Genomic DNA, 22,463 nt, shown 5'->3' on the forward strand with positions numbered 1-22,463 from the left:
TCGTTCCCAACTCACGAAACTGGCGCGGGTGTACTATTCGCCGGAATCACCCCACCGCGGGAGCTCGGGCACGGCCGGGCTGAGAGGGCGGACCGCACGCGTCGCCGACCGCATGAACCTGTCCGGGTAATGCCGGCGTAGGGAGAGCGTTTCCGTCATGTCGTCGACCCGCGCGAGCGCGGCGCAAGAAGCCCCGCTCACCCTCGACCAGCCCGCGCCGAAAGTGCTCTCGTTCTGGGACCAGAGCGCGTTCTGGGCCAATCTCGGCGTCAGCCTCATCGCGTTCTCCGGCGCGTACACGGTGCTCGCGCCGAATGCCGAGGGCGCGGCGCAGATCTCGATCGCGGCGGGCATCCTGGCGACCGTCCTCGGCACCCTGGTGGGCGGGCTGATGCTCGGCGCCGCCGCGCTGACCGGCGCGCGTACCGGACAACCCGCCATGGTGCTGCTGCGCGGACTGTTCGGCGCGAAACTCAGTTATCTGCCGACCGTCCTCAATATCGCGCAATTGATCGGTTGGGGCACATTCGAGCTGATCGTCATCGGCGACGCGGCCGGGGAGTTGTTCGGCGGCGGCCCGCACTGGCTCTACGTGGTGGTCGCGGGCCTGCTCACGACCGTCCTCACGATATGGCCGCTGGGCTCGGTCCGTCTGCTGCGCAGGTTCGTGACCGCCGGTGTCGTGATCGCCCTGATCTGGTTCTACGCGCAGTTCTTCCGCGCCGGTCTGCCCGATCTGCGGGCGAACCCTGGACCGAGCGGGAGCGGGCCGTTCGGCGTCGACTGGAACCTCTTCTGGGTCGCCACCGATGCCGCCTTGGCCGTCTCGATCTCGTGGGTTCCGGTCGCCGCCGACTACACCCGGCACTCCCGCACCGGCCGCTCGGCGTTCGGCGCGGCCAGCGGCGCGTACGCGCTCACCCAGATCATCGCCTACGTCCTCGGCCTGTTCGCGCTGGCGCTGGCAACCGGCGCAGGCGGGCCGTACGCACCGTTCCTGCAGGTGAGCCTCGGTGCGCTGTTCTTCTTCGTCTTCGTGCTGCGGGAGGCGGACCAATCGTTCGCCAATGTGTACTCCACCGCCGTGTCGATCCAGAACCTCGCGCCGCGCGTCGACCGCAGAGTGCTCTCGATCGGCCTCGGCGCCCTGATCACGGTGCTGGCCCTGCGGTTGGACATGAGCAACTATTTCGGCTTCCTCGGACTCATCGGTTCGGTGTTCGTGCCGCTGCTCGGCGTGCTGGTCGCCGACTTCTTCCTGCGGGCCCACCGCGAGTGGAACACCGCTCCCGACGCGCCGGCGCGGTGGGGCATGGTGGTCGCGTGGCTGGCTGGCTTCGCGGTGTATCAACTGATCAACCCGGGTGACGCCGGAGTGTGGACCGAGTTCTGGGATCGGGTTCGGCAGGCTCTGCATTTCACCGCGCAGGCGTGGATGAGCGCATCGCTGCTGTCGTTCCTGGCGGCGCTGGCGGTGGCCTGGCTGGTCGGCAAGGTGGCGGCGAGGACCGCATCGGCGTAGCGAATGCGCCACCATGGAGACATGGGCCAGATCAGGATCGGCACGTCGGGCTGGGTCTACCCGCCCTGGCGCGGGACGTTCTATCCGCAGGGCCTGGCGCACAAGCGCGAGTTGGCCTATCTCTCGGAGCAGCTCGACAGCGTGGAGATCAACGGCTCGTTCTACGCACTGCAACGCCCGTCCAGCTACCAGAAGTGGGCGGAGCAGACTCCGGACGACTTCCTCTTCGCGGTGAAGGGCAGCCGGTTCATCACACACATGAAGCGGCTGCGCGACGGAGACGATCTGCTGGCCAACTTCCTGGCTTCCGGCCCGCTGGCGCTCGGGCCCAAGTTGGGGCCGATTCTGTGGCAGCTGCCGCCGACCTTCCGCTTCGACGCCGATGTGCTGGACGCCTTCTTGTCCGGGCTACCGCGCAGCACCGAGCAGGCCGCCGAGATCGCACGGCGGCACGATCACCGCGTCGATCCCGCGCATACGAGCACCGACGCCGACCGGCCGTTGCGGCACGCCCTGGAGGTCCGGCACGACAGCTTCGTGACCCCGGCCTGCACCGATCTGCTCGGCCGCCACCAGGTCGCCCTCGTGGTCGCCGACGCGGCGGGCAAGTATCCGCTGCTGGAAGAAGTCACCGCCGACTTCGTCTACATCCGGTTGCACGGGCACGACGAACTCTACGTCAGCGGATACACCGACGAGGGTTTGGACATGTGGGCGGAGAAGATCCGCTCGTGGGCCGGATCGCTGGACGTCTACACCTATTTCGACAACGACGCGAAAGTGCGGGCACCGCGCGACGCGATGGCGTTGCGGGAGCGCCTGGCGTCGCTCGTGTCGCCACGGCCCGCGGGATGACGAAGGTGACGCGGCAGGTCGCGGTGTGCGGACCCAGGGAGTGCACGCGGCAGGAAGCGGAGTGGGCGCGTGCGGTCGGCGAACTCTTGGCGCGGGCCGGGATCACCGTCTTGTGTGGCGGCGGGTCCGGGGTGATGGCCGCGGTCGCCACCGGTGCCGCCGAGGTCGGTGGACTGGTGATCGGCGTGCGTCCGGACACCGACCGCGACGCGGTGTGTCCCGGGCTGTCGGCGGTGCTGTTCACGAACATGGGTGAGGCGCGCAACGCGATCCTCGTCGAGTCGGCGGACGCGGTGATCGTCATCGGCGGTTCGTGGGGCACGCTGTCGGAGGTCGCGCTGGCCCGCAGGCGTGGTGGCATTCCGGTTGTCTCCCTGGGCGGTTGGCAGATTCGCGACGCGAATGGACATCCGGTGGCGGCCACGGTGGGCGCGGCCGATCCGGCCGACGCGGTGCGCCGGGCGCTGGACGGGATCGATTCCGCACCGGCCGAGCCGACCTGAGGCCACCGATCGATCCGGGGCGGACGGGGCGGTGCACAAGAGGAGCCGACCATGCCTCGGGCGGCATGCACCGCGGACGGTCGTTGCGCCAGGCGTGAATTCGGCTCAACCGCCCTGCGCCGAAAATCGGCGCTGCGATTGCCTCTGTGGCCGGGCGCGACACTGCGACTAGTTTTCCGGATTGCCGAATCGCCTGATGGGTGCGGTCGGACGTAGTCCGTCCTCAGCCCGCGCATGGCCGGAGCGAAGGCGGAGGTACGCCTGATCTGCGCTCTCCCAGATCTTTCCGATCACGCAATCTTGCGCATCACGCAAGTTTCGCTACCGTGGAGTCGTGGCATTCGTACTCGGCTTGCGCGAACGCAAGAAACTCGCCACCCGTGAGGCGCTCGGTTTCGCGGCGCTGCGACTGGCCGTGGAGCGGGGGCTGGACAACGTTCTCGTCGAGGACATCGCCGCGGCGGCCGGGGTGTCGCCGCGGACGTTCAACAACTACTTCGCGAGCAAGTACGAGGCCGTCTGCTCGGTGGCGGTGGACCGGGCCCGCCGGATCGCGGACGACCTGCGCGCCCGCCCGGTCGCCGAGCCGCTGTGGCCCGCGGTGATCCACGCCGTGCTGGCGGAATTCCGCGACGCCGAGCCACCCGATCCCGCGTGGACCGCGGGCGTTCGCCTGATCACCCGAGCGCCGCTGCTGCAAGGTGAGTACCGCAGATCCCAGGCGGTGATCGAGGGCGCGCTGGCCGAAGCCATCGCCGAGCGCACCGGCCGCCCGATCGACGCCGACATGTTCCCGAGGATCATGGCCGGCGCTCTCACGGCAGCGCTGTGCGTGGCCATCGACCGATGGGTCGATGCCGATCCACCCGTTCCCGCGCTACCGGTCATCCGGGAGGCGTTGCGGCAGTTGTCCCTTCTCCCAGGAGCGTTTCCGATGGATGTCCCCACCCAGCACACTCTCGCCGTCCCCGGCGCGACCCTCTACTACGAGATCCGCGGCACCGGACCGCTGTTGCTGCTGATTCCCGGCGGCAACGGTGACGCCGCATCCTTCGACGCCGTCGCCGAGCGGCTCGCCGACCGCTACACCGTGGTCGCCTACGACCGGCGCGGCTTCACTCGCAGCCCCCTCGACGGACCGCCGCACGATCGCGTGATCACCGACGGCGCGGACGCCGCCACGCTGCTCACGCACCTCACCGACCAGCCCGCCCACGTCCTCGGTAGCAGTTCCGGGGCGATCGTGGCGCTCGAATTGCTGCGCGCCCGGCCGGAACTGGTGCGCACACTCGTGGCGCACGAACCACCGCTGGCCACGCTGCTGCCCGACGGCGAGAAGTGGCTGGCCTTCCTGGACAGCATTCACGAGCAGAGCAAGACCGAAGGCACCTCCGCCGCCATGGCCGCGTTCTCGGCGGGCATCGGCATGCGGCCCACGCCGCTTCCCCCGCTCGAACAGCTGCCGCCGGAAGCCGTCGCGACAGTCACCAGGATCCAGCAGAACTTGGTCTTCTGGATGGAACACGAGCTGAGACAGTATCCCCGGTACGCCCCGGATCTCGCGGCGTTGCGCGCGTCGTCGGACCGGCTGGTACTCGGCGTCGGACGCGAATCGAGAGACACCTTTCCCGGACTTCCGAACGCCGCACTCGCGAAGGAACTCGGCCTGGACCTTGTCGAGTTCGCGGGCGACCACGTCGGCTATCGCATGGCCGCCGACGAGTTCGCCGCGCAACTCGATCGCGTCCTGACCCGCGACACACCAGCCGCCGCGGACTAAGCCGACTGGCGCAGGGGATGCAGGGCGGCCAGCGCCCGCAGGGCGTCGGCGCGTGAGATGGGCTGGTCGTTCTCCAGGGCGGCCAGTTCCAGTTCGATCCAGTCGCGGATGAGCGCGGACATGGTCATGTTGCGCTGCTCGGCGGCCTTTTTGACCCGCTGGTGCAATTCCAGTGGGATGCGCAGCGACGTGGTGACGGTGACCGTGTCCTCGGCACGCAACGGCGGGGGCAGCTCGGCCGCGTCGACCGGCGCGTCACTGTATTCCAGACCGGAGAGGAAGTCCCGGACGGCCTCCGGGTTCGTCGGATAGTCAGTCATCGGTGTGCTCCCAACGCTCGAGTTCGGCCACCTGGGCCTCGGTCATCTCGACCGCGCCCAGGATGTCCCACTGCCAGCCTTCGGTGCGGCGGACAGCGACGATGAGCGGCCGGCCCGCCTCGGTCCGGCCCCACACCGTCAGGACCGCGAGCTCGTTCCGGCCGTGCGCCTGCCGAGGCCATCGGCGGGCGCCCATGAGCACCTGCAGCACTTCACGCGGGTCGATTCCCACCAGCGACAACAGTGCCCACTCAGGCCAGTTATAACCCACGATCAGCGATAATACAAGTGTATTACAAGGAAGCTCACCGCGCTCTCGCCCGGGACAGATTCCAGCTCTGCCAGCTGTCCTCGCCCAGGTCGGCGCGCAACCTGGCACGTACGTCCGCACGCAGCGGCTCGGGAAGCCGTTCGGTCGCGGGCATGATGTCCGGCGACAGCGTCACCAGGTATTCGGTGTCCAGCGCTTTGCCCCGCTGCCAGCGATCGATGTTCTCCTCGGCGATGAGTCGCTCCGGGTCCACCACGGCCAGCGCCAGCAAGGTCGCCATGGCGGTGCCGAGCACGGCGCGCGGCAACCATGCCCGGCGCAGTCGCAGCACCGCGACCAGGACCAGAACGTAGACCAGGCCGAGCCACAGTTCACAGACTTCCACCAGCAGGCGCAACACCGTGAAGCCGTAGGCCCGCTGATAGGTCCACATCCGGCCGAGCGCCGAGGCGACGATCACCAGCGCCAGCAGGCTCACCGCCGTGAGCAGACCGCGCAGCCACCACCGGTCGGCGGGCGTGTCCTGGGCCGCCCAGCGCAACACGACAACGAGCACCGCGAGTGTCAGGACGGTGACGGCCGACAGCTGCCAGAAGCCGGTGCGGGCGTACTCGGCGTAGGTCAAGCCCGACGTCTTCCGGACATGCTCGTCGCCGCCGAACAGCACGACGAACTGGGTCACGACGAAGGCCGCGAACAGGATCGCGAGCGCACCGACCGGCAGTGCCCATTCCGAACGGCGCAGTGTTCGCCCACCCGCGCTCGCGGTGGCAGGCGGCGGCGGGCCCGCGAGCACGAACAAGGCACTGACCGCACCGAGCGCGACCACCGCGAACAGGACGATCCACCGCACCACCGAGGGGATGTCCAGGTCCGGCGTCACGGTCTCGAGCAGCGCGGCGAACATCGCGTCGGCGCTGCCGAGCAGCGGAACGAAGACCGCGAGCAGCGCGACGGTCACCGCAACCGACAGCCCGAGCCGCCGGGCCCGCGGCGTGTGCGCACCGCGCACCCTGGCGGTACCGGCGTACACCCACGGCACGGCGGAGACCGCCTCCAGGCCGAGCGCCAGGGTGTCGTAGAGGATGCCGTTCGCCGAGCGGCGTCCCACGACCGCCAGCGAACCGGCGACACACGCCGCGAGCACGCATAAGGCGAACAGCCAGCCCGCGGCGCGGACGGCGCCTACCGCGAGCAGGGCGAGCGCGAGCGTCGCCCACCACGCGCGTCCCGCGAACCGCGCTCTTCGCGCGTAATGCGATGTCGCCGCCGATCGTTCGGCCGCTTGTTCCGCGTCCCCTGTGCTGTCTTTCGTCGTGCTCGCCACGGCCCTGCGGGCGTTCCGGTCGACGAGGACGACCGCCGTCGCCGCGACCGCGGCGGCGAGAACCCAGCCGATGCCTGGCCGGTCCCAGTGGACGAGGATCGCCGCCGCCAGACCGGAGACGAGCGCGGCAGGCACCACCCCGGGAGGACAGACCACACGCCGCCACTTGGGTGGCCGCTGCCACGCGGTCGGGCCGCCCGGGCAGGGCTGGGCGGATCCGCCGGTCGGTGTACCCGCAGCGGCGATGCCTGCCGCCCGCATGTCCGATCCGGCGACCGGTGGATCGACCATCGCAGTGCCGGAACTGATTGCGGCAGAGATGGATTCGGTGCTCGACGCAGCAGAGGCCTCGGGTTCGGCCGTCGAGGCGGATTCGGGTTCGGGAGGCATGGTTCGTCCCTTCGATAGGCGTGCGGAATCACCCCGGAACCGTTCTGGTGGTCCGGGTCGGATGAGTGGCAGGTCAGCGCCCGGGCAGAACGACCCGGATACGGGAGCCAGGCTCGGCGACCGCGATGGTGCCGCCGTGCAGGTCGACCACCCAGCGGGCGATGGCGAGACCGAGCCCGGTGCCGCCGCCCGTGGTCCGGCCGCCCCTGGTGAACCGGTCGAATACCCGGGCGCGTTCGGCGTGCGGGATGCCGGGGCCGTCGTCGTCGACGTCGATGACGGCCTCGCCTTGCGAGACACGCACGGCCACGCGGACTTCCCCGCCCGCAGGTCCGTGGCGGGCGGCGTTGTCGAGCAGATTGAGCAGCACTTGGTGCAGACGCGCACGGTCGGCGTACACGCGGGCGGCGCGGGGCAGCACGTCGGTGCGGAATCGCACGCCACGCCCGAGCGCGGCGGTCATGACCTCCGCTTCGGCGACGACGTCGGCCAGCAGCGGCGCGATCGGCAACTCCTCGCGGTCGAGCGGGAAGGCGCCCGCTTCGATGCTGGAGAGATCGAGCAATTCGGACACCAGCAGGGTGAGCCGTTCGGTTTGGGCCAGTGCGGTGCGCAGGGTCGCCGGGTCGGGTTGGGAGACGCCGTCGACGAGGTTCTCCAGTACCGCCTGCAAAGCGGTGATGGGCGTGCGCAATTCGTGCGAGACGTTGGCGATCAGGTCGCGGCGTTGCCGGTCGGCCGCCGCGAGGTCGGCCGCCATCTGGTTGAACGCCTCGGCCAGTTGCCCGACTTCGTCCCGGGAACTCGCCCGCACCCGCAGGGTGTAGTCGCCGTGGGCCATCCGTTTCGCCGCCGCGGTCATCTCGCGCAGCGGCCTGGTGATGCCGTGGGCGAGGAACTGCGAAGTGAGCAGCGCGATCACCACCGCGGTGAGCGTGGTGCGCGGGGGCAGCCATCCGATCTTGAACCGGAAGAATCCGAACGCGACCCCGCCGGAGCACAGCATGAGGATGGCGAGCTTCAGCTTGATCGACTTCACCGGGTCCAGCGGCCGGGGCAGCAGCTCGGCGATCCGATCGCTCGCTCGGCGCGCCCACCGCCGTTCGCCGTATTCCGCTCCCCCGACGGGTATTTCGCGTTCCACCTCCGGTGCGCTCTCGGGTTCGGTACTCATCGGGCATCCAGGGCGTACCCGACGCCGCGCACGGTGCGGATCAGGTCGGCGCCGAGTTTGCGACGCAACGCCTTGATGTGGCTGTCGACCGCGCGGGTGCCCGCCGCGTCGGACCAGTCCCAGACGTCTTCGAGCAGCCGCTCGCGCGCGAGCACCGTGCGCGGGCGGCGGGCCAGCCGGGCCAGCAGATCGAATTCCAATGGCGTGAGCAGGGCCTCGACGTCCGCGCGCCAGACCCGGCGCTGGTCGACGTCGATTCGCAGATCACCGACCAGGATCGTCGCGCCGTCGCGGTCGGCGGCCCGGTCCAGCCGGCGCAGCAGCGCGTGCACCCGGGCCGCGAGCACGCGCAGTGAGAAAGGTTTCGTGAGGTAGTCGTCCGCGCCGACACCCAACCCGACGAGCTGGTCGGTTTCCTCGGCGCGCGCGGTGAGCATGAGTACGGGCACCGGGCGGCGCGCCTGAATACGGCGGCACACCTCCAATCCGTCGAACCCCGGCAGCATGACGTCGAGCACCACGAGGTCCGGTCCGACGGCCTCGGCGGCGGCGACGGCCGAGGGACCGTCGTGCGCCAAGTCGACGGTGTACCCCTCCGCCCGCAGGCGAGCCGCGACGGATTCGGCGATGGTCATCTCGTCGTCCACCACCAGGATCCGCCGTGCGGCCTGCGCCGGTGCGCTGTGTTCCATGCACCGAACCCTAGCCACCGGCTGTGGAGAGATCCGGGCTCGATTGTGGAGATTTCGTGTGCATCCGCGCGGGCGCGCCCGCGTTCAGGGCCGGGGCCACGGACGCTTGTCGATGCGTTCGATGTCGGTGTTGAACCGCTTCAGGAATTCGGCGAACGCGGCGATGTCCTGCGCCGTCCAGTTCGCCAGGACATTTTCGAGAGCGCGGACGTTGTAGGCGCGTTCGGCGTCGAGCTGGCGCCCGCCCTCGGCGGTGATCCGGAATTTGCGCGCCATGCCGCCGTCCGGATCCGGAATACGTTCGATCAGACCGGCTCCGCGCATGGCGGTGGTCTGCCGGTGCAGCGTCGAAGTGTCCAGGCCGAAGGCATCGCTGAGTTCTCCCACGGACATCGGACCCTGCACCCGCAGCCTGCTCAGCACCGTGTAGGCGCTGCGGTCGAGGTGGCCACGGCCCCGGCGGGCCTTGGCGCTGAGGCTGTGCCGCCCCAGCAGCATGGTCTCGAACTCCACCGAAGATACGGGCTTGTCCACACAACGCTCCTGCCGATATTCGCCAGCTACGGGCTCATCTCCGCACCTATACCACACTCCCGCGGGCCGACCAGCACATTTGCATAGTACAACTCTTGTGCATCATGCAATTCGTATGTACTGTGCACAAGAATCGCAAGAGAGGGAGACCCGCGTGGCAGCACCATCGGCAGCTCGGTCCGAGGGCATCGTCGGCGTACTCGCGGCGGCAGGCATCGTCGCCGCACTGATGCAAACCCTGGTGGTGCCGTTGATCGGGGACCTGCCCCGCATCCTGGACACCACACCGTCCAACGCGTCCTGGGTGATCACGGCGACGCTGCTCGCCGGCGCGGTGGCCACCCCGATCACCGGACGCCTCGGCGATCTCTACGGCAAGCGCCGCATGCTGCTGGCGTGCACGGTTCCGCTCATCGCCGGATCGCTGGTCTGCGCGCTGGCGAGTTCGGTGGTGCCGATGATCGCCGGTCGCGGCCTGCAGGGCATCGGCATGGGTGTCGTCCCGCTCGGCATCAGCGCGTTGCGGGACGTCCTGCCCGCCGAACGACTCGGCACGTCCATCGCGGTGATGAGCGCGTCGATGGGAATCGGTGGCGCGCTGGGTCTTCCGCTGGCCGCGGCGGTGGCCGAGAACGCCAGCTGGCGCGTGTTGTTCTGGGGCTCGGCGGTGCTGAGCGCTGGTGTCGCCACGCTGATCTGGCTGCTGGTGCCCGCCATCCCGGCACGCGGCGGCGGCGGTTTCGACGTTCCCGGCGCACTCGGTCTCGGCACGGCGCTGGTGTGCCTGTTGCTCGCGGTGTCCAAGGGCGCCGATTGGGGCTGGACGAGCGGAACCATCCTCGGCCTGTTCGCGGTCGCGGTCCTGGTCCTCGCGGTGTGGGGCTGGTGGGAACTGCGTACCGCGGACCCGCTGGTCGACCTGCGCGTGACCGCGCGCACGCAGGTCCTGCTGACCAACGCGGCCTCGATCGTGGTCGGGTTCGCCATGTACGCGCAGTCTTTGATCATCCCGCAGCTGCTGCAACTGCCGGTGGTCACCGGGTACGGCCTCGGGCAGTCCATGCTGGCGATGGGATTGTGGATGGCCCCCGCCGGCCTGGTGATGATGGCGGTCTCCCCGCTCGGTGCCCGGCTGTCGGCCGCGCGCGGGCCGAAGGTGACGCTCGCCGTCGGCAGCTTGGTGATCGCCCTCGGATACGGTTCGTCGGTCGTGCTGATGGGTTCGACCTGGGGGCTACTCGTCGTGACCTGCGTGTGCAGCGGTGGCGTCGGCCTCGCCTACGGCTCGATGCCCGCGCTCATCATGGGCGCGGTCCCGCTGTCGGAAACCGCGTCGGCCAACAGCTTCAACACCTTGATGCGCTCGATCGGCACCACGGTGTCGGCCGCGGTCGTCGGCGTCGTCCTCGCGCAGATGAGCACCCGCCTCGGTGGGCACACCATCCCCACCGAGGCCGGCTTCCGCACCGGATTGCTGATCGCTTGCGGCGTCGCGGTGCTGGCGGCGCTGATCGCGCTGGCCATTCCGGTTCGCAAGTCTGCCGCGACGCTGCCGGAGGCCGACCCCGAGCCCGCGGCCGCGCGCGCCTGAGCGCCGCGGCCCGCGCGGGGTCAGGCGAACAGGCGGGCGACGAACGGAATGCTGTCGGACAGCGAAGCGGCCATCGTGGCGCTGTGATCCTTGCCCGGATACACGTGGACCTCGGGCCGGACGCCGTGCGATTCCAGATCGGTGACCAGCTTCGCGGTCAGGGGAGCCGGGACGTCGGTGTCGTTGGTGCCCTGCCCGATGAACAGCGGCCGGTCGTAGCCCGTGAGCGGAACGTCCATGACGGAGCGGGCGGTGGCGACGAAATCGCCGTCCGCCAGCGGGCGCGAGAACAACCGGTTGACCGAGATCCCTTGCGCCCGCTCGGCCAGCGGCTGGAAGCACAGCGATTCCGCGGCGGTGGCCAATTGCTTGCCGACCGGGCTGAGGTAACTGTCGAGATCGAAGCCCGGTCGCGCCGCCCGCAGTCCGTTCATGACATACGCGATATAGGCGGTGAGGTGCGAATTGTCGATCGGAGGGGCGTCGGGCCCGAGGAACGAGGCGGCCTCGACGACATTGGAGGCGGGGCCGGTGGCGACCGCGCCGCGATAGTCCAGTTCAGGGGCGTACGCCGTGGCCAGCGAGGCGGTGAACACCGCGGCTCCGCCACCCTGCGACTGCCCGATGGCCACCCATTTCGACGACAGCGAATCCTCGACGGCGCGGGCCGCGCGCACCATGTCGATCCCGGCGTGCGCCTCGGCGCGTCCGTCCAGATACGCGTGCGGCCCCGGGGTGCCCAGACCGATGTAGTCGGTCGCGACGACGGCGTAGCCCTGGCGCAACCAGGTCGCCAGGTAATCCAGGTCGCGCTTGCTACGGCCCGCGGTCGACGGCGCGCATTCGTCGGCGAGGCCGACCGTCCCGTGCTCCCAGGACAGCACCGGCCAGCCACCGCTCGGCGGCGTCCCCGCGGGAACGAAGACCGCACCACCGGCCAGCGCCGACCGGTCATCGGAGGTCCTGGTCCAATACGTCAGACGGCGGGCCGCGCCCGCGCCCTCGATCCAAAGCTGTTCGGGCAGCGCCTCGTCGCTGGCGACCGTACCCGGAGCCGCGCCCGGCCCCGTGGGGTCGGCCACGGCCGCCCCCACCGGCGGACCCGCGAAAAGCAATGCGGCCGCGGCCACGGTGATTCCTGCACGTCGCACCGACATGGCGCCACCTCTCGGTTCTCAATTTGGTGTCTCGTCGAGACACTGTAGCCCGATTTTCGGCTAATGTGTCACTTTGAGACACCAACGGGGACGACATCGCCGAGAGAGAATGCGGGGCATGACGGGTGTGAACGGTCCACGCGACCGCGAGAAGGCGCGGGTGCGGCGGGAATTGGTCGACGCGGCGCTGCGGCTGTTCGAGCTGCATGGGTTCGAGCAGACCACCGTGCAGCAGATCGCCGACGCGGTACAGGTCTCCCGGCGGACCTTCCACCGTCATTTTCCGTCGAAGCTCGCGGTGGTGTTCAGCCACGAGGAAGACCTCATGGCCCAGTTGCTCGCCGCCGTCGACCGACGCCCGGCGAGCGAATCGGTGCTGACCGCGGTGCGCGCGGCGCTGCGCGACTTCTTGCTCGACGAGCGGGACGCACCGTCGCGTGACCGCCAGGCGGAGACCGCGCGCCGAGCCAGGCAGCTGCTGGTCGGCAATCCGGAATTGCGCCGGGAGAACTTCATCGGGGCGCTGGGACGCCAGCGCGCGATGGCGCTGAACTTCGCCGCCCGCGCCGGGCTTCCCGCCGATGACCTGCGACCGCAGCTCACTGCCGCGGCCTGTTTCGCGGCCTTCGGTGTCGGCCTCGATCACTGGATGATGGGAGCGGACCACTCGATCCCGGCCTTGCACCGGGTCCTCGATCGCGCGATCGCGTCGCTCCAGCGGGGCATCGACATCCAGGGCGCCGGCTGAACGCGCGCCGGATCGGCACAGCCCGCGCCGCAACCTGTTTCAATCGGTCGCATACCATCGCGAAGGTGATCACGGTGGCCACTTGGAACGTCCTGCATCGCGTCCACGCCGAGAACTGGTACGAGGACGTCGCCACCCGCTGGCCGGACGAGGGCGCACGGATCGCCGAAGTCACCGCGCGGGTGGCCGAACGCACCGAGCGGATCATCGCGTTACAGGAGGTCAGCGGCGATCAACTGGCCAGCCTGCGAATGGCGCTGCCGGATCGAACCTTCCACGCGATGCGGTATCAGCGGTTGCCGACGCCGCGGCGCATGCCCAGCTCCTTGCTCGACGGCGGGGAGTACCTGGTGGTGCTCACCGCGGAGCCGAGCAGGGAGGTGACCGCCGAATCCTTCGCGCACGACCACGGCAAGGGCGCCCTCGTCGTCGACGTCGGCGGGCTGACGGTGATCGCCACCCATGTCACCGGCGACCGGCGGCGCACCGACCAGCTCGCCCGCCTGGCCGAACTCGCCACCGATGCCCCGGAGGACGCCGCGGTGCTGCTGGGTGACTTCAACATCGACCGCGCCACCGTCGCCGCCGGGTTGGGTGACCACTTCATGGTCGCCGAACACGTCGCGGGTGGGCTGCCCACCCGCCCGCGTTCCTCGGGAACGAAGTCGCAGCACATCGACCACGTGGTGGTCCACGGCGCGACCGTCACGGCGGCGTCGGTCGACGACATCGGCGGGGTGTCCGACCACAATCTCGTCCATGCGAGCGTCATGGTGTGAGTCGGCCGGGGTCCGCGTCGGTGCCGTCGTGCTGCCGATGCCGGGCGGGCCACGAGTTCGGTGCCGCGGCGATTCCGGTCGATCCGTGCAGGCGGTCCCAACGGAAGTTCCGGAAAGCGGGGATGCCACGGCATGATCGGCGAGTTCGGGGAGGGAGCCGGGATGTCCGCGGTCGCGAAATCTCCCGCGCACACAGCGGGTTCCGCAGCGGCAGCGCGTCTTCGACCCCAGTGAGTCGTTGCCGTGTCACGTGCGCCGCAACAGCACCCGGACTGGTCACGCCCAGGTCCCGAATTCCGGGCAGCACGAACGACCTCGGCGCGTACGACGAACGTCGTCACCCGCCCGCGGCAGAGATACTCCACGCCAGAACGATTCGGCTCCGGTCTGTGGCCGGGACCCGTCGAGTCGAGTTCGGCACGCGGGTCCGTCGGGCATCCGATCCGGCACCTCCTCGCGCTACGACGGGCGGTAGTATGAGTCGGTGCGTAATCCGACGGTAGTGGCGGCGCGGCTGCGCGGCGCGTTCGTCGGATCCGCGGCCGGGGCGGTGAGCATCGCCGCGCACGCGCTCGGCGGCGGTGCGATGGCACCCGGCGCGGCGCCGATCGCCCTGCTGATCGCCGCGTGCGCGGCGGTCGGCGTGCTGGCCGGTGCGCGACCCCACCGGCATGGGCTCGGCGAGATGATCGCCACGCTGGCGGTGGCGCAAGCCGTCGCGCATTTCGCGTCCACCCTGTCGGCTGCTCATCACCACGACGCGGGCGCGACCTCGGTCATGCTCGGCACGCATCTCGCGGCCGTCCCGCTCGGCGCGCTACTCATCCGCGCCGCCGAACACGCTGTCGTGCGCGCGGTTTCCGATGTGCGCCGCACGGTGCGCGTGCTCGGTGAAGGCCCCAGCGCGCCGGTCCGGATCGGCTCGCCCGCGTCCGGGCATGTTCTCCCCCATCCGCGCCGCCCGCTACTGAGTTCGGGCCCCGGCCTGCGCGGCCCGCCACCGATCCGCTGACCCCCACATCGCGCCGACGAGCATCGCCGGAGCACCCGGCCGCGCGAGACGACCCTGCCCACGATTCGCTTCGGATCATGCCTGCCCACTCCGGCTCGCGAATGCCATTCCGACCTCGGATATCACGGCGGTACAGCGCCGGAGAATCGACTCGCCGTGAACCCGGTTGCGAAGCGGGCGTTTTCGGCGACTCGCAGTGCGGCTTCAGGGCCAGATCGGCTGCCGCCGACTCGGATGCCCGGCCTCCTCGCGGCGGGCGGGATGCGACGTGTCCACCGACAGCACCGAGTGACCCGGGCCCGCCGACGGATCGGTCGATGCCCGGAACTCCCGAGGCCTTCGTCAGCGCGCACCACACCGAATCTCACGACTTGCGGAGTTCTCATGACCGTCAACCTTTTCGTCGCACCGCGCACCGCTCGTTTCTTGCGTGGCGCGCTCGCCGCCGCGGCGGTGCCCCTTCTGCTGACCGCGTGTTCGTCGGCCGACAAGACCGGCACCGTCGCATCCGCCGATGCGGTGACCATCTCCGACCAGTGGGTCAAGGCCGCCGACAGCGGGATGTCGGCCGCGTTCGGCGACCTGACCAACAGCGGCGACACCCCGCGCACCATCGTCTCGGCCGCCAGTCCCGCCTCCGGCCGGATCGAGTTGCACGAGGTGGTCACCGACGCGAACGGCACCAAGGCGATGCGGCCCAAGCCCGGCGGCTTCGTCGTTCCGGCGCACGGCCGCACCCAGCTGCGGCCCGGCGGCGACCACATCATGTTCATGGACCTGCACGGGCCGCTGCGCACGGGGTCGGAGACGTCGGTCACGCTGACCTTCGACGATGGCTCGACCACCACCTTCACCGCTCAGGTGCGCGACTTCGCGGGCAACCAGGAGAATTACGTGCCCGATCACACGGGCGGCGAGGCACATGCAGGCGCGCAGACCCCCGCGCACGGTGGCTGACCGCAACGAACCGCGTCCCGCACGGATCAACCGGCGGCGTCTACTGGGCGGCGGAGCCGCCGCGGTCGGCGTCGCCGGTGCCGGGCTCGGCGCGGCCGCGCGTTTCGGACGGCGGGAACCCGGTCCCCCGGCCCGGGAAGCGACGGTGCCGTTCTACGGCCCGCACCAAGCCGGGATCGACACCCTCCCGCAGTCGCACGCGGCATTCGTCGCCTTCGATCTGCGACCGGGTGTTCGGCGCGAGGACCTCGTCGGACTGCTGAAGATATGGACCGGGGACGCCGCTCGGCTGACCGAGGGGCGGCCCGCGCTCGCGGACACCGAAGCCGAACTCGCGCTGCGCCCGGCGCGGCTCACCGTCACGGTGGGTTTCGGGCCCGCGGTGTTCACGGCGGCCGGGCTCGAGCATCGCAGGCCGTCGTGGCTGCGGCCGTTGCCCCCTTTCGCCATCGACCGGCTCGAATCCGCCTGGACCGGAGGCGATCTGCTCCTGCAGATATGCGCCGAGGAGGCGACCACGGTGTCACACGCGGTGCGTGTGCTGTGCCGGAGCGTGACCTCGCTGGTCACCGTGCGCTGGGTGCAACGCGGATTTCGCGATGCCGCACCAGGCCGGACACCGCGCAACCTGATGGGCCAGGTCGACGGCACGGTGAACCTGGCGCCCCGCACACCGGAGTTCGCCCGTCTGGTGTGGGACGACGGGGCCACGCAGCCCTGGCTGCGCGGCGGAACCTCGTGCGTACTGCGGCGGATCGCGATGACGCTGGACACCTGGGACCGGATCGACCGAGAGGAAAGGGAACTCACCGTCGGCCGCACCATCGCCGACGGCGCGCCGCTGACCGGAACCGGCGAGTTCGACGAGCCGGACTTCGCGGCCGTCGACGCGAACGGGATACCGGTCATCCCACCGTCATCGCACATCGCTCGCGCCCATCACACCCACGACGGCGAGCGTTTCCTGCGGCGCGGCTACAACTACGACGACGCCCCCACGCCGGGCGGGACCTCCAACTCGGGTCTGCTGTTCGCCGCCTATCAGCGGGACGTGGACACCCAGTTCCTTCCGGTCCAGCGTCGGCTCGCGGAATTCGACGCGCTCAATGTGTGGACCACACCCATCGGTTCCGCGGTGTTCGCGATCCCGCCCGGGGTCGCGTCACCGGGCGGCTATCTCGGGCAACCGCTGTTCGAGGCGTGAGAAGTGTTCGGCGCCCATGCGGCGCCGGACACCTCAGGTCCACAACACGGCCACCAAGACGTTCACGATCGCCAGCACGCCCGCGGCATCGGTCAGCCACGGCACCGGCTTGCCTCGCTTCTCGTCCGCGTGCCCGATCTCCGCGAACGCCGCCACCGCCACCGCGACGACCAGCTTCACGCCGATCTTCACCATGTTCGGGTCCTTGCCGAGCGAATCGATCGACTCGGCCATGCCCACCAAGATCAATCCGGTGACCACCTGCAACCGCGCACCCCAGACCATTACCTCCGAGACCCGAGGCCGCCCCGCCACATAACCACCCACTACCGCCGCCATGCCGAGCAGGTGAGCGACGACTACGACGTTGTAGATCAACTCTGACACGTTCACGCAGCAAACTTGCCATGGTTCGGGCGCGAGTGCACTTCGCGATTTCGCTGCCCGATGGGACGAACTCGCCCGCACCGGTGCGGCGCATTCGAAGAGCTCGGTCACCGAACTACGTCGCGTACAGCGTCACCTGACGGATGTGGCGGGGATGCCGCACGACCCGACAGTGGACCACACGACTTGCATCACACCTGCTCGAAGGACGAACCACATGGTCGAAATCCGACGCGGTCGCACACGGTGGCGAACCACCAAGACTGTCACCACAATAGCGGCCGCAGTCGCCGCGGGCGGACCCGCCGCCGCGACCCTACCGCAACGAACTGCCGGGCCGGCTACGACGCCGACCAGCCCGCGGAGAAACGTCGGCGTCCGTGTAGCGACACGACCGGCCGCGCGACTATCGTGACGAGTCGATCTGTTGGTGGACTTGGCTTCTCACCCCACGGTGGGAGTATTCGAGGTTGACGTATGAGCAGCACATCGGCCGCTGTCACGCTCGACCGGCTGCGCCGGGATCTGCGCGAATTCGCGCGCTTGGCCGAAGCGCGTTACGACCCCGCGGTGGTGGATCCGGCGCTGGACGCTCTCGCCGATCTGTGGACCGGCTCGGTGGTCGGTGTGCGCACCACGACCCATCCGGTGCCCGAGCGCGAGGTCAACGCCAGGGTGCAGCACTCGGGCCCACCGGCAGAACTGGTCGAGACGCTGCGCGGTGCCGGACTGATCACCTTCATCGGACATCCCATGGAGCGATTGCTGGCGGAGGTCTGTGCCGAGGTCCCGGCGGGATCGGCCGTTGACCTGTCCCTCACCGGTGGTGTGCAGAAGGTCTGGCTGTTCTTCGCCGATGTCCTCGAGGTCGAGCGGATGCTCGCGTTCCCGGGGATTCCGGACGCGGCGCGCTCGCACGCCGAGCACTTGACCCGCTACGGCGGCAAGGTCGGCATTCTGGCGCTCGATTTCGCCAGTCGCACCATGAACTTGTACTCCCAGGTGCTGCCGCCCGGTGCGATCACTTCCGACGACATCGCCGCGATCCTGACCGACCTGGATTTCGTCGTTGCCACCGACGAAGAACGGACGCTGTTCGACGGCACATTCAACGTCTACCGCACCTTCTCTTGGACCTCGCCGCGCATGCGACGCATCTGCTTCCCGCAGCGTTATCAGGAATCGAATTTTCCGCGCGACCTCGATCCGGTGCTGGCCCGTTTCGTCGACGGGGCGCCGCGCGCCTTCGAAGGGCCACGCGGCTTCACCCTCTACGCCGCCTACGGCCCGCACTCGCGGTATTACAAAGTGCAAGCCGAATACACGACCGTCCATCGTGCCGTCATCCCCGGCGGCGGCGCCGCGCCGCGAGCGAAATAGGCGCGGCTCGTAGTGGCCGCCGCTGACGGAGATGGCCTCGGGGTGCGGCGGACGTTCGGCGGCGGCGAGCACCTGCATCGAGTGCGCGCAGACGATGGCGCCGTCGACCGGGCGCACACGTTCGTGCCGTGACCTCGAGCCGTGCGCACGCCGAGGCGGGGTGATCCACGCGACAGTACAATCTGGAATGATTCCAATAAAGTCGGAGTTGTTCTCCGTGAAGACCACGAGAGGAGTGCAACCATGACTACCGCACACAAGACTCAGCACCGAACCAATCGCCGTCTCGCCGACGAGGTCCGCAATTTCACCGGTTCACCCCGCTTGGCCGCGGATCTGCAGCGCGTTCTCGTCGATCTCGTCGAACTGCACTTGCAAGGCAAGCAGGCCCACTGGAACGTCGTCGGCGCCAACTTCCGCGATCTCCACCTGCAACTCGATGAGCTCGTCGATGCGGCGCGGGAGGGCAGCGACACCATCGCCGAGCGGATGCGAGCCCTCGACGTGGTCCCCGACGGACGCTCCGACACCGTCGCCGCGACGACGAGCCTCCCGCCGTTCCCCGCCCAAGAGGTGAACTCCGCCGACGTCGTCGACTTGATCACGACCCGCACCTACGCGGCGATCGACACCATCCGTGACGTGCACGACGCGGTGGACGCCGAGGATCCAAGCACCAGCGATCTGCTGCACCAGATCACCGCGTCGCTGGAGAAACTGGCGTGGATGATCAAGTCGGAGAACCGTAAGGTCTAAACGGCACGAGCGCCATACGCCGAATGGAAGCACCCGCCGTTCCCTTCCAGGGGTCCGAGCGCGATCATTGAGGCGTGCACGACCTGATCCGCTCGGTGTGGCACGAGCCGCACGCCCCCGACGCTCCACCTCGGTCATGGCGGGATCGGGCGCTCGTGGGAACGTTCATCGCGCTCGCGGTTCTCGAAGGTTCGCTTCGACAAGACATCTCGCACCGGTTCGTGTGGATCGCGGTCGCGGTCGCGATCATGCCCACGCTGTTGTGGCGCCGGAGCCGACCACTGGCGATGGTCGCATCGCCTTCGTCGGCTCGACCTCGGCGACGGTGCTGCTGGGTGGCGATCAGTCGGACATCGCCGCCATGGGGGCGACGCTGCTGCTGCCGTACGCGTTGTACCGGTGGGGGTCCGGGCGCGACATCGTGATCGGATCGGCGATCGTCTTCCCCAGTGCGGGCATCGCGATGCTGACCGGCGGCCTCCCCGCCGCCGATGCGGCCGGAGCGTTCATCGTGCTGTTCGCGGCCGTCGCGCTGGGCTTGGCATTCCGGTACCGGGCACGGGCGAAGGCTCGGGAACTCGATCAGGTCAAGCTGGTCGAACGTGAACGACTGGCCCGCGATCTGCACGACACCGTCGCGCATCATGTGTCGGCCATGGCGGTTCGCGCCCAAGCCGGTCTGGCGATCGCGGAGTCCACGCCCGGCGCCGCCGTCGACGCGCTGCGGCTGATCGAGGCCGAAGCCGCGCGCACGCTCGCCGAGATGCGCGCCATCGTGCGTGTGCTCCGGCGAGACCAGCCGATCGATGATGGGGACCGCTCGCCCAATCCCGGCATCACCGATCTGGAACAGCTCGCCGGTTCCACCGGCAACGGTCCTTCCGTGGAGGTGGAGATCAGTGGTGATGTCACCGATCTGCCCGCGACGGTCGGCACCGCGATCTACCGCTTGGCCCAGGAGTCGATCACCAACGCGGTGCGTCACGCCCGGCACGCCACCCGCATCGAAGTGCGTGTAACCAGCGACGACACAGCCGTCCGGCTGCTCGTCCGTGACGACGGCGACGGCGGTCCCGCACGCCCGGCCGGATCTCCAGGTTACGGGCTGGTCGGCATGGCCGAGCGCGCCGACCTGCTCGGCGGCACCTGCGCGGCGGGCCCGAACTCCGACCGCGGGTGGACCGTGACGGCGGTGCTGCCCCGGCAGGGTGCGGCGACATGACCGCAGGCGAGCCGATGACGCCGGATCTGCGGGTGGTCGTCGCCGACGACCAGGAGATCGTCCGCACCGGGCTGGTGATGATCCTCGACGCCCAACCGGGTATCGAAGTCGTCGGCGCGGCCGCGGACGGGGCCCAGGCCGTCCGGCTCGCTCGCGATCTGCGCCCAGATGTGTGCTTGTTCGATATCCGCATGCCGGGCGTCGACGGCATCGAGGCCACCCGCCTGCTCGCCGGGCCTGCCGTCGACGACCCTCTCGCCGTGGTCGTCATCACCACCTTCGACCTCGACGAGTACGTTTACGCGGCGCTGCGTGCCGGCGCACGCGGTTTCTTGTTGAAAGAGGCCGGACCCGCGATGCTCGCGCAGGCCGTCCATGCCGCCGCTCGCGGCGACGCGCTCATCGCCCCGAGTATCACCGCGCGTCTGCTCACCGCCTTCGCAGGCACCGGACGCGCCGCAGCGCCTGCCCGGCCCGCCATGGAACTCACCGACCGCGAGGAGCACGTACTGGCCACTGTGGCCCGGGGGCGAACCAACAACGAGATAGCCGCGGAGCTGCACATCAGCCTCAGCACGGTCAAGACCCACATCGCGAGCCTCATGGCCAAACTCGGGGCGCGCAACCGGGTGGAACTCGTCATCTGGGCGTACGAGACCGACCGCGTCGGGCGCTGACCGGAGCACCTCGGCCGAAAGTATCCCCGGGCCCCGTCCTATCGGCCGACTCGGATCGAACCGCTCGTCCGATGTGGTCCGTCGGCCGGTTCGCCAGGATGGACGCACAACCGACGCCGCTCGCGGCCCGGCGTGACCATCCGAGGGAGAAAACCATGTCGGCATCGACGAACGCGACCACGCCCGAACGCGACGCCACGATGAAGGCGATCGTCCAACGCGGTTACGGTGCACCGGAACAGGTACTCGCACCCGACGACATCGCCCGTCCCACTCCTTCCGACGACGAGGTCCTGGTCCGCATGCGCGCCACCAGCGTGAATACCCCGGACTGGCTCGCGGTGACCGGTGTGCCGTACCTCCTGCGACTGGGGTTCGGACTCCGCCGGCCTGCGACACCGGTGCGCGGAAGTGACATCGCGGGAACCGTGGAGACCGTCGGAAAGAACGTGACCGGCTTCCGCCCCGGCGACGAGGTATTCGGTTCGCTGTGGGGCAACAGCGCGAAATCGCTGGCAGGCACGTTCGCCGAATTCACGGTGGTACCGGCGTCCCAGCTGATCGGCAAACCCGCCGAACTGTCGTTCGCGGAGGCCGCGGCATCGGTCATGTCGGGCATCACAGCGCTGCTGGCCATGCGCGACGTGGGCCGGGCCGGGCCGGGGAAACGGGTCCTGATCAACGGCGCGTCGGGCGGTGTCGGAACGCTCGCGGTGCAGATCGCCAAGACGCTCGGCGCTCAGGTCACCGGCGTGTGCAGTACCCGCAACGTCGAGTTCGTGCAGTCGTTGGGCGCCGACCACATCATCGACTACACCCGGGAGGACTACACCCGTGGCACACAACGCTACGACGTGATCCTCGACAACGTGTTGAACCATCCGCCCTCCGCGACAGCCGATCTGCTGACACCCACCGGAATATTCATCCCCAACAGCATCGGCAGCGCCAGAGGACTTTTCGGGAGCCTGCCGAGGATCGCCCGAGCGAAGATGATGGGTTGGGGGTCGACCGACGTCCGCACCGTCACCTGCCTCCCCGGCCAGGACGATTTGAACGATCTCGCCGCGCTCTTGGTGTCCGGCGACGTCAAGGTGATCATCGAGCGGGCCTATCCCCTCGGCGAAGCCGCGCACGCGGTCGCCCACATGCTCGGACACCACGCCAGAGGCAAGATCGTCATCACCGATTAGCTTGCCCGGCGACCGCGGTCCAGCCTTCGCCG

General features: G+C 69.4%; 23 protein-coding genes and 1 riboswitch. Of the genes, 15 read left to right on the top strand and 8 right to left on the bottom strand.

Annotated elements, in window-relative coordinates; translation table 11 throughout:
* The first annotated feature begins 46 nt into the window (after nucleotides 1-46).
* Nucleotides 47-161: riboswitch (TPP riboswitch) on the top strand.
* From ACWESM_RS30315 to ACWESM_RS30330, 4 genes are all read left to right on the top strand, one after another.
* On the top strand, nucleotides 158-1,522 hold the full coding sequence (locus ACWESM_RS30315) for a purine-cytosine permease family protein (RefSeq protein ID WP_355079287.1): 1,365 nt from the start codon (nucleotides 158-160) through the stop codon (nucleotides 1,520-1,522). It overlaps the preceding riboswitch by 4 nt.
* Nucleotides 1,523-1,543: 21 nt before the next feature.
* Nucleotides 1,544-2,377, top strand: a complete 834-nt coding sequence (locus ACWESM_RS30320; protein WP_364435526.1) for a DUF72 domain-containing protein — start codon at nucleotides 1,544-1,546, stop codon at nucleotides 2,375-2,377.
* Nucleotides 2,374-2,880, top strand: coding sequence for an SLOG cluster 4 domain-containing protein (locus ACWESM_RS30325; RefSeq protein ID WP_364435523.1), 507 nt, complete (start codon nucleotides 2,374-2,376; stop codon nucleotides 2,878-2,880). The genes ACWESM_RS30320 and ACWESM_RS30325 overlap by 4 nt, the downstream gene beginning before the upstream one ends.
* Nucleotides 2,881-3,214: 334 nt before the next feature.
* Entirely contained in the window at nucleotides 3,215-4,660 is a 1,446-nt protein-coding gene (locus tag ACWESM_RS30330) for an alpha/beta fold hydrolase (RefSeq protein ID WP_452494689.1), read from the top strand.
* Here ACWESM_RS30330 and ACWESM_RS30335 read toward each other — a convergent pair.
* The 6 genes from ACWESM_RS30335 to ACWESM_RS30360 form a co-directional block, all read right to left on the bottom strand.
* Entirely contained in the window at nucleotides 4,657-4,980 is a 324-nt protein-coding gene (locus ACWESM_RS30335; protein WP_364435517.1) for a ribbon-helix-helix domain-containing protein, read from the bottom strand. The genes ACWESM_RS30330 and ACWESM_RS30335 overlap by 4 nt on opposite strands.
* A complete protein-coding gene (locus tag ACWESM_RS30340; RefSeq protein WP_355079297.1) occupies nucleotides 4,973-5,251 on the bottom strand; it encodes a hypothetical protein in 279 nt (92 codons plus the stop codon). Before ACWESM_RS30340 ends, ACWESM_RS30335 begins: the two co-directional genes overlap by 8 nt.
* A 34-nt stretch (nucleotides 5,252-5,285) precedes the next feature.
* Nucleotides 5,286-6,869, bottom strand: a complete 1,584-nt coding sequence (locus tag ACWESM_RS30345; RefSeq protein ID WP_364435513.1) for a DUF4153 domain-containing protein — start codon at nucleotides 6,867-6,869, stop codon at nucleotides 5,286-5,288.
* A gap of 172 nt (nucleotides 6,870-7,041) precedes the next feature.
* On the bottom strand, nucleotides 7,042-8,142 hold the full coding sequence (locus ACWESM_RS30350; RefSeq protein ID WP_452494691.1) for a HAMP domain-containing sensor histidine kinase: 1,101 nt from the start codon (nucleotides 8,140-8,142) through the stop codon (nucleotides 7,042-7,044).
* Complete coding sequence (locus ACWESM_RS30355) at nucleotides 8,139-8,834, bottom strand: response regulator transcription factor (protein WP_355079304.1); 696 nt, start codon at nucleotides 8,832-8,834, stop codon at nucleotides 8,139-8,141. Before ACWESM_RS30355 ends, ACWESM_RS30350 begins: the two co-directional genes overlap by 4 nt.
* Nucleotides 8,835-8,918: 84 nt before the next feature.
* Entirely contained in the window at nucleotides 8,919-9,368 is a 450-nt protein-coding gene (locus tag ACWESM_RS30360; protein WP_356968407.1) for a MarR family winged helix-turn-helix transcriptional regulator, read from the bottom strand.
* A gap of 115 nt (nucleotides 9,369-9,483) precedes the next feature.
* Here ACWESM_RS30360 and ACWESM_RS30365 point away from each other — a divergent pair, with 115 nt between their 5' ends.
* Nucleotides 9,484-10,959, top strand: coding sequence for an MFS transporter (locus ACWESM_RS30365; protein ID WP_452494694.1), 1,476 nt, complete (start codon nucleotides 9,484-9,486; stop codon nucleotides 10,957-10,959).
* A 20-nt stretch (nucleotides 10,960-10,979) separates the two neighbouring features.
* Here ACWESM_RS30365 and ACWESM_RS30370 read toward each other — a convergent pair whose 3' ends face one another.
* Nucleotides 10,980-12,116, bottom strand: coding sequence for a lipase family protein (locus ACWESM_RS30370; protein ID WP_452494696.1), 1,137 nt, complete (start codon nucleotides 12,114-12,116; stop codon nucleotides 10,980-10,982).
* A 118-nt stretch (nucleotides 12,117-12,234) separates the two neighbouring features.
* Between ACWESM_RS30370 and ACWESM_RS30375 the strand changes: the two genes are divergently transcribed.
* The 5 genes from ACWESM_RS30375 (at nucleotide 12,235) to ACWESM_RS30395 (ending at nucleotide 16,816) form a co-directional block, all read left to right on the top strand.
* A complete protein-coding gene (locus ACWESM_RS30375; RefSeq protein WP_356968413.1) occupies nucleotides 12,235-12,864 on the top strand; it encodes a TetR/AcrR family transcriptional regulator in 630 nt (209 codons plus the stop codon).
* 74 nt (nucleotides 12,865-12,938) lie between these two features.
* Nucleotides 12,939-13,643, top strand: coding sequence for an endonuclease/exonuclease/phosphatase family protein (locus ACWESM_RS30380; protein ID WP_355079312.1), 705 nt, complete (start codon nucleotides 12,939-12,941; stop codon nucleotides 13,641-13,643).
* A 484-nt stretch (nucleotides 13,644-14,127) separates the two neighbouring features.
* Nucleotides 14,128-14,655 (top strand): hypothetical protein, encoded by a 528-nt coding sequence (locus ACWESM_RS30385; protein ID WP_452494698.1) that lies wholly within the window; start codon nucleotides 14,128-14,130, stop codon nucleotides 14,653-14,655.
* 384 nt (nucleotides 14,656-15,039) lie between these two features.
* The gene (locus ACWESM_RS30390; protein WP_364435491.1) at nucleotides 15,040-15,612 is read left to right on the top strand and encodes a copper chaperone PCu(A)C; all 573 of its coding nucleotides are present in this window, start codon (nucleotides 15,040-15,042) and stop codon (nucleotides 15,610-15,612) included.
* Nucleotides 15,605-16,816, top strand: coding sequence for a Dyp-type peroxidase (locus ACWESM_RS30395; RefSeq protein ID WP_452494700.1), 1,212 nt, complete (start codon nucleotides 15,605-15,607; stop codon nucleotides 16,814-16,816). The genes ACWESM_RS30390 and ACWESM_RS30395 overlap by 8 nt, the downstream gene beginning before the upstream one ends.
* Nucleotides 16,817-16,849: 33 nt before the next feature.
* On the opposite strand, the gene ACWESM_RS30400 is transcribed toward ACWESM_RS30395, so the two are convergent.
* Nucleotides 16,850-17,155, bottom strand: coding sequence for a hypothetical protein (locus ACWESM_RS30400; RefSeq protein WP_355079438.1), 306 nt, complete (start codon nucleotides 17,153-17,155; stop codon nucleotides 16,850-16,852).
* 525 nt (nucleotides 17,156-17,680) lie between these two features.
* Here ACWESM_RS30400 and ACWESM_RS30405 point away from each other — a divergent pair.
* From ACWESM_RS30405 to ACWESM_RS30425, 5 genes are all read left to right on the top strand, one after another.
* On the top strand, nucleotides 17,681-18,583 hold the full coding sequence (locus ACWESM_RS30405; RefSeq protein WP_452494702.1) for an aromatic prenyltransferase: 903 nt from the start codon (nucleotides 17,681-17,683) through the stop codon (nucleotides 18,581-18,583).
* Nucleotides 18,584-18,826: 243 nt separating this feature from the next.
* Nucleotides 18,827-19,339, top strand: a complete 513-nt coding sequence (locus tag ACWESM_RS30410; protein ID WP_355079322.1) for a Dps family protein — start codon at nucleotides 18,827-18,829, stop codon at nucleotides 19,337-19,339.
* A 262-nt stretch (nucleotides 19,340-19,601) separates the two neighbouring features.
* Complete coding sequence (locus ACWESM_RS30415) at nucleotides 19,602-20,561, top strand: sensor histidine kinase (RefSeq protein WP_452494705.1); 960 nt, start codon at nucleotides 19,602-19,604, stop codon at nucleotides 20,559-20,561.
* Nucleotides 20,558-21,238, top strand: a complete 681-nt coding sequence (locus ACWESM_RS30420) for a response regulator (RefSeq protein WP_397276618.1) — start codon at nucleotides 20,558-20,560, stop codon at nucleotides 21,236-21,238. Before ACWESM_RS30415 ends, ACWESM_RS30420 begins: the two co-directional genes overlap by 4 nt.
* Before the next feature lie 155 nt (nucleotides 21,239-21,393).
* A complete protein-coding gene (locus tag ACWESM_RS30425; protein WP_364435477.1) occupies nucleotides 21,394-22,431 on the top strand; it encodes an NAD(P)-dependent alcohol dehydrogenase in 1,038 nt (345 codons plus the stop codon).
* Nucleotides 22,432-22,463 lie beyond the last annotated feature (32 nt).

Source organism: Nocardia sp. NPDC003999, assembly GCF_053604885.1.

Excerpts from the sequence above, each read along its gene's own strand:
- ACWESM_RS30315 (WP_355079287.1), top strand. The coding sequence starts at position 158 with ATGTCGTCGACCCGCGCGAGCGCGGCGCAAGAAGCCCCGCTCACCCTC.
- ACWESM_RS30320 (WP_364435526.1), top strand. The coding sequence starts at position 1,544 with ATGGGCCAGATCAGGATCGGCACGTCGGGCTGGGTCTACCCGCCCTGG.
- ACWESM_RS30325 (WP_364435523.1), top strand. The coding sequence starts at position 2,374 with ATGACGAAGGTGACGCGGCAGGTCGCGGTGTGCGGACCCAGGGAGTGC.
- ACWESM_RS30335 (WP_364435517.1), bottom strand. The coding sequence starts at position 4,980 with ATGACTGACTATCCGACGAACCCGGAGGCCGTCCGGGACTTCCTCTCC.
- ACWESM_RS30345 (WP_364435513.1), bottom strand. The coding sequence starts at position 6,869 with ATGGTCGATCCACCGGTCGCCGGATCGGACATGCGGGCGGCAGGCATC.
- ACWESM_RS30350 (WP_452494691.1), bottom strand. The coding sequence starts at position 8,142 with ATGAGTACCGAACCCGAGAGCGCACCGGAGGTGGAACGCGAAATACCC.
- ACWESM_RS30355 (WP_355079304.1), bottom strand. The coding sequence starts at position 8,834 with ATGGAACACAGCGCACCGGCGCAGGCCGCACGGCGGATCCTGGTGGTG.
- ACWESM_RS30365 (WP_452494694.1), top strand. The coding sequence starts at position 9,484 with ATGTACTGTGCACAAGAATCGCAAGAGAGGGAGACCCGCGTGGCAGCA.
- ACWESM_RS30370 (WP_452494696.1), bottom strand. The coding sequence starts at position 12,116 with ATGTCGGTGCGACGTGCAGGAATCACCGTGGCCGCGGCCGCATTGCTT.
- ACWESM_RS30375 (WP_356968413.1), top strand. The coding sequence starts at position 12,235 with ATGACGGGTGTGAACGGTCCACGCGACCGCGAGAAGGCGCGGGTGCGG.
- ACWESM_RS30390 (WP_364435491.1), top strand. The coding sequence starts at position 15,040 with ATGACCGTCAACCTTTTCGTCGCACCGCGCACCGCTCGTTTCTTGCGT.
- ACWESM_RS30400 (WP_355079438.1), bottom strand. The coding sequence starts at position 17,155 with ATGGCGGCGGTAGTGGGTGGTTATGTGGCGGGGCGGCCTCGGGTCTCG.
- ACWESM_RS30405 (WP_452494702.1), top strand. The coding sequence starts at position 17,681 with ATGAGCAGCACATCGGCCGCTGTCACGCTCGACCGGCTGCGCCGGGAT.
- ACWESM_RS30410 (WP_355079322.1), top strand. The coding sequence starts at position 18,827 with ATGACTACCGCACACAAGACTCAGCACCGAACCAATCGCCGTCTCGCC.
- ACWESM_RS30420 (WP_397276618.1), top strand. The coding sequence starts at position 20,558 with ATGACCGCAGGCGAGCCGATGACGCCGGATCTGCGGGTGGTCGTCGCC.
- ACWESM_RS30425 (WP_364435477.1), top strand. The coding sequence starts at position 21,394 with ATGTCGGCATCGACGAACGCGACCACGCCCGAACGCGACGCCACGATG.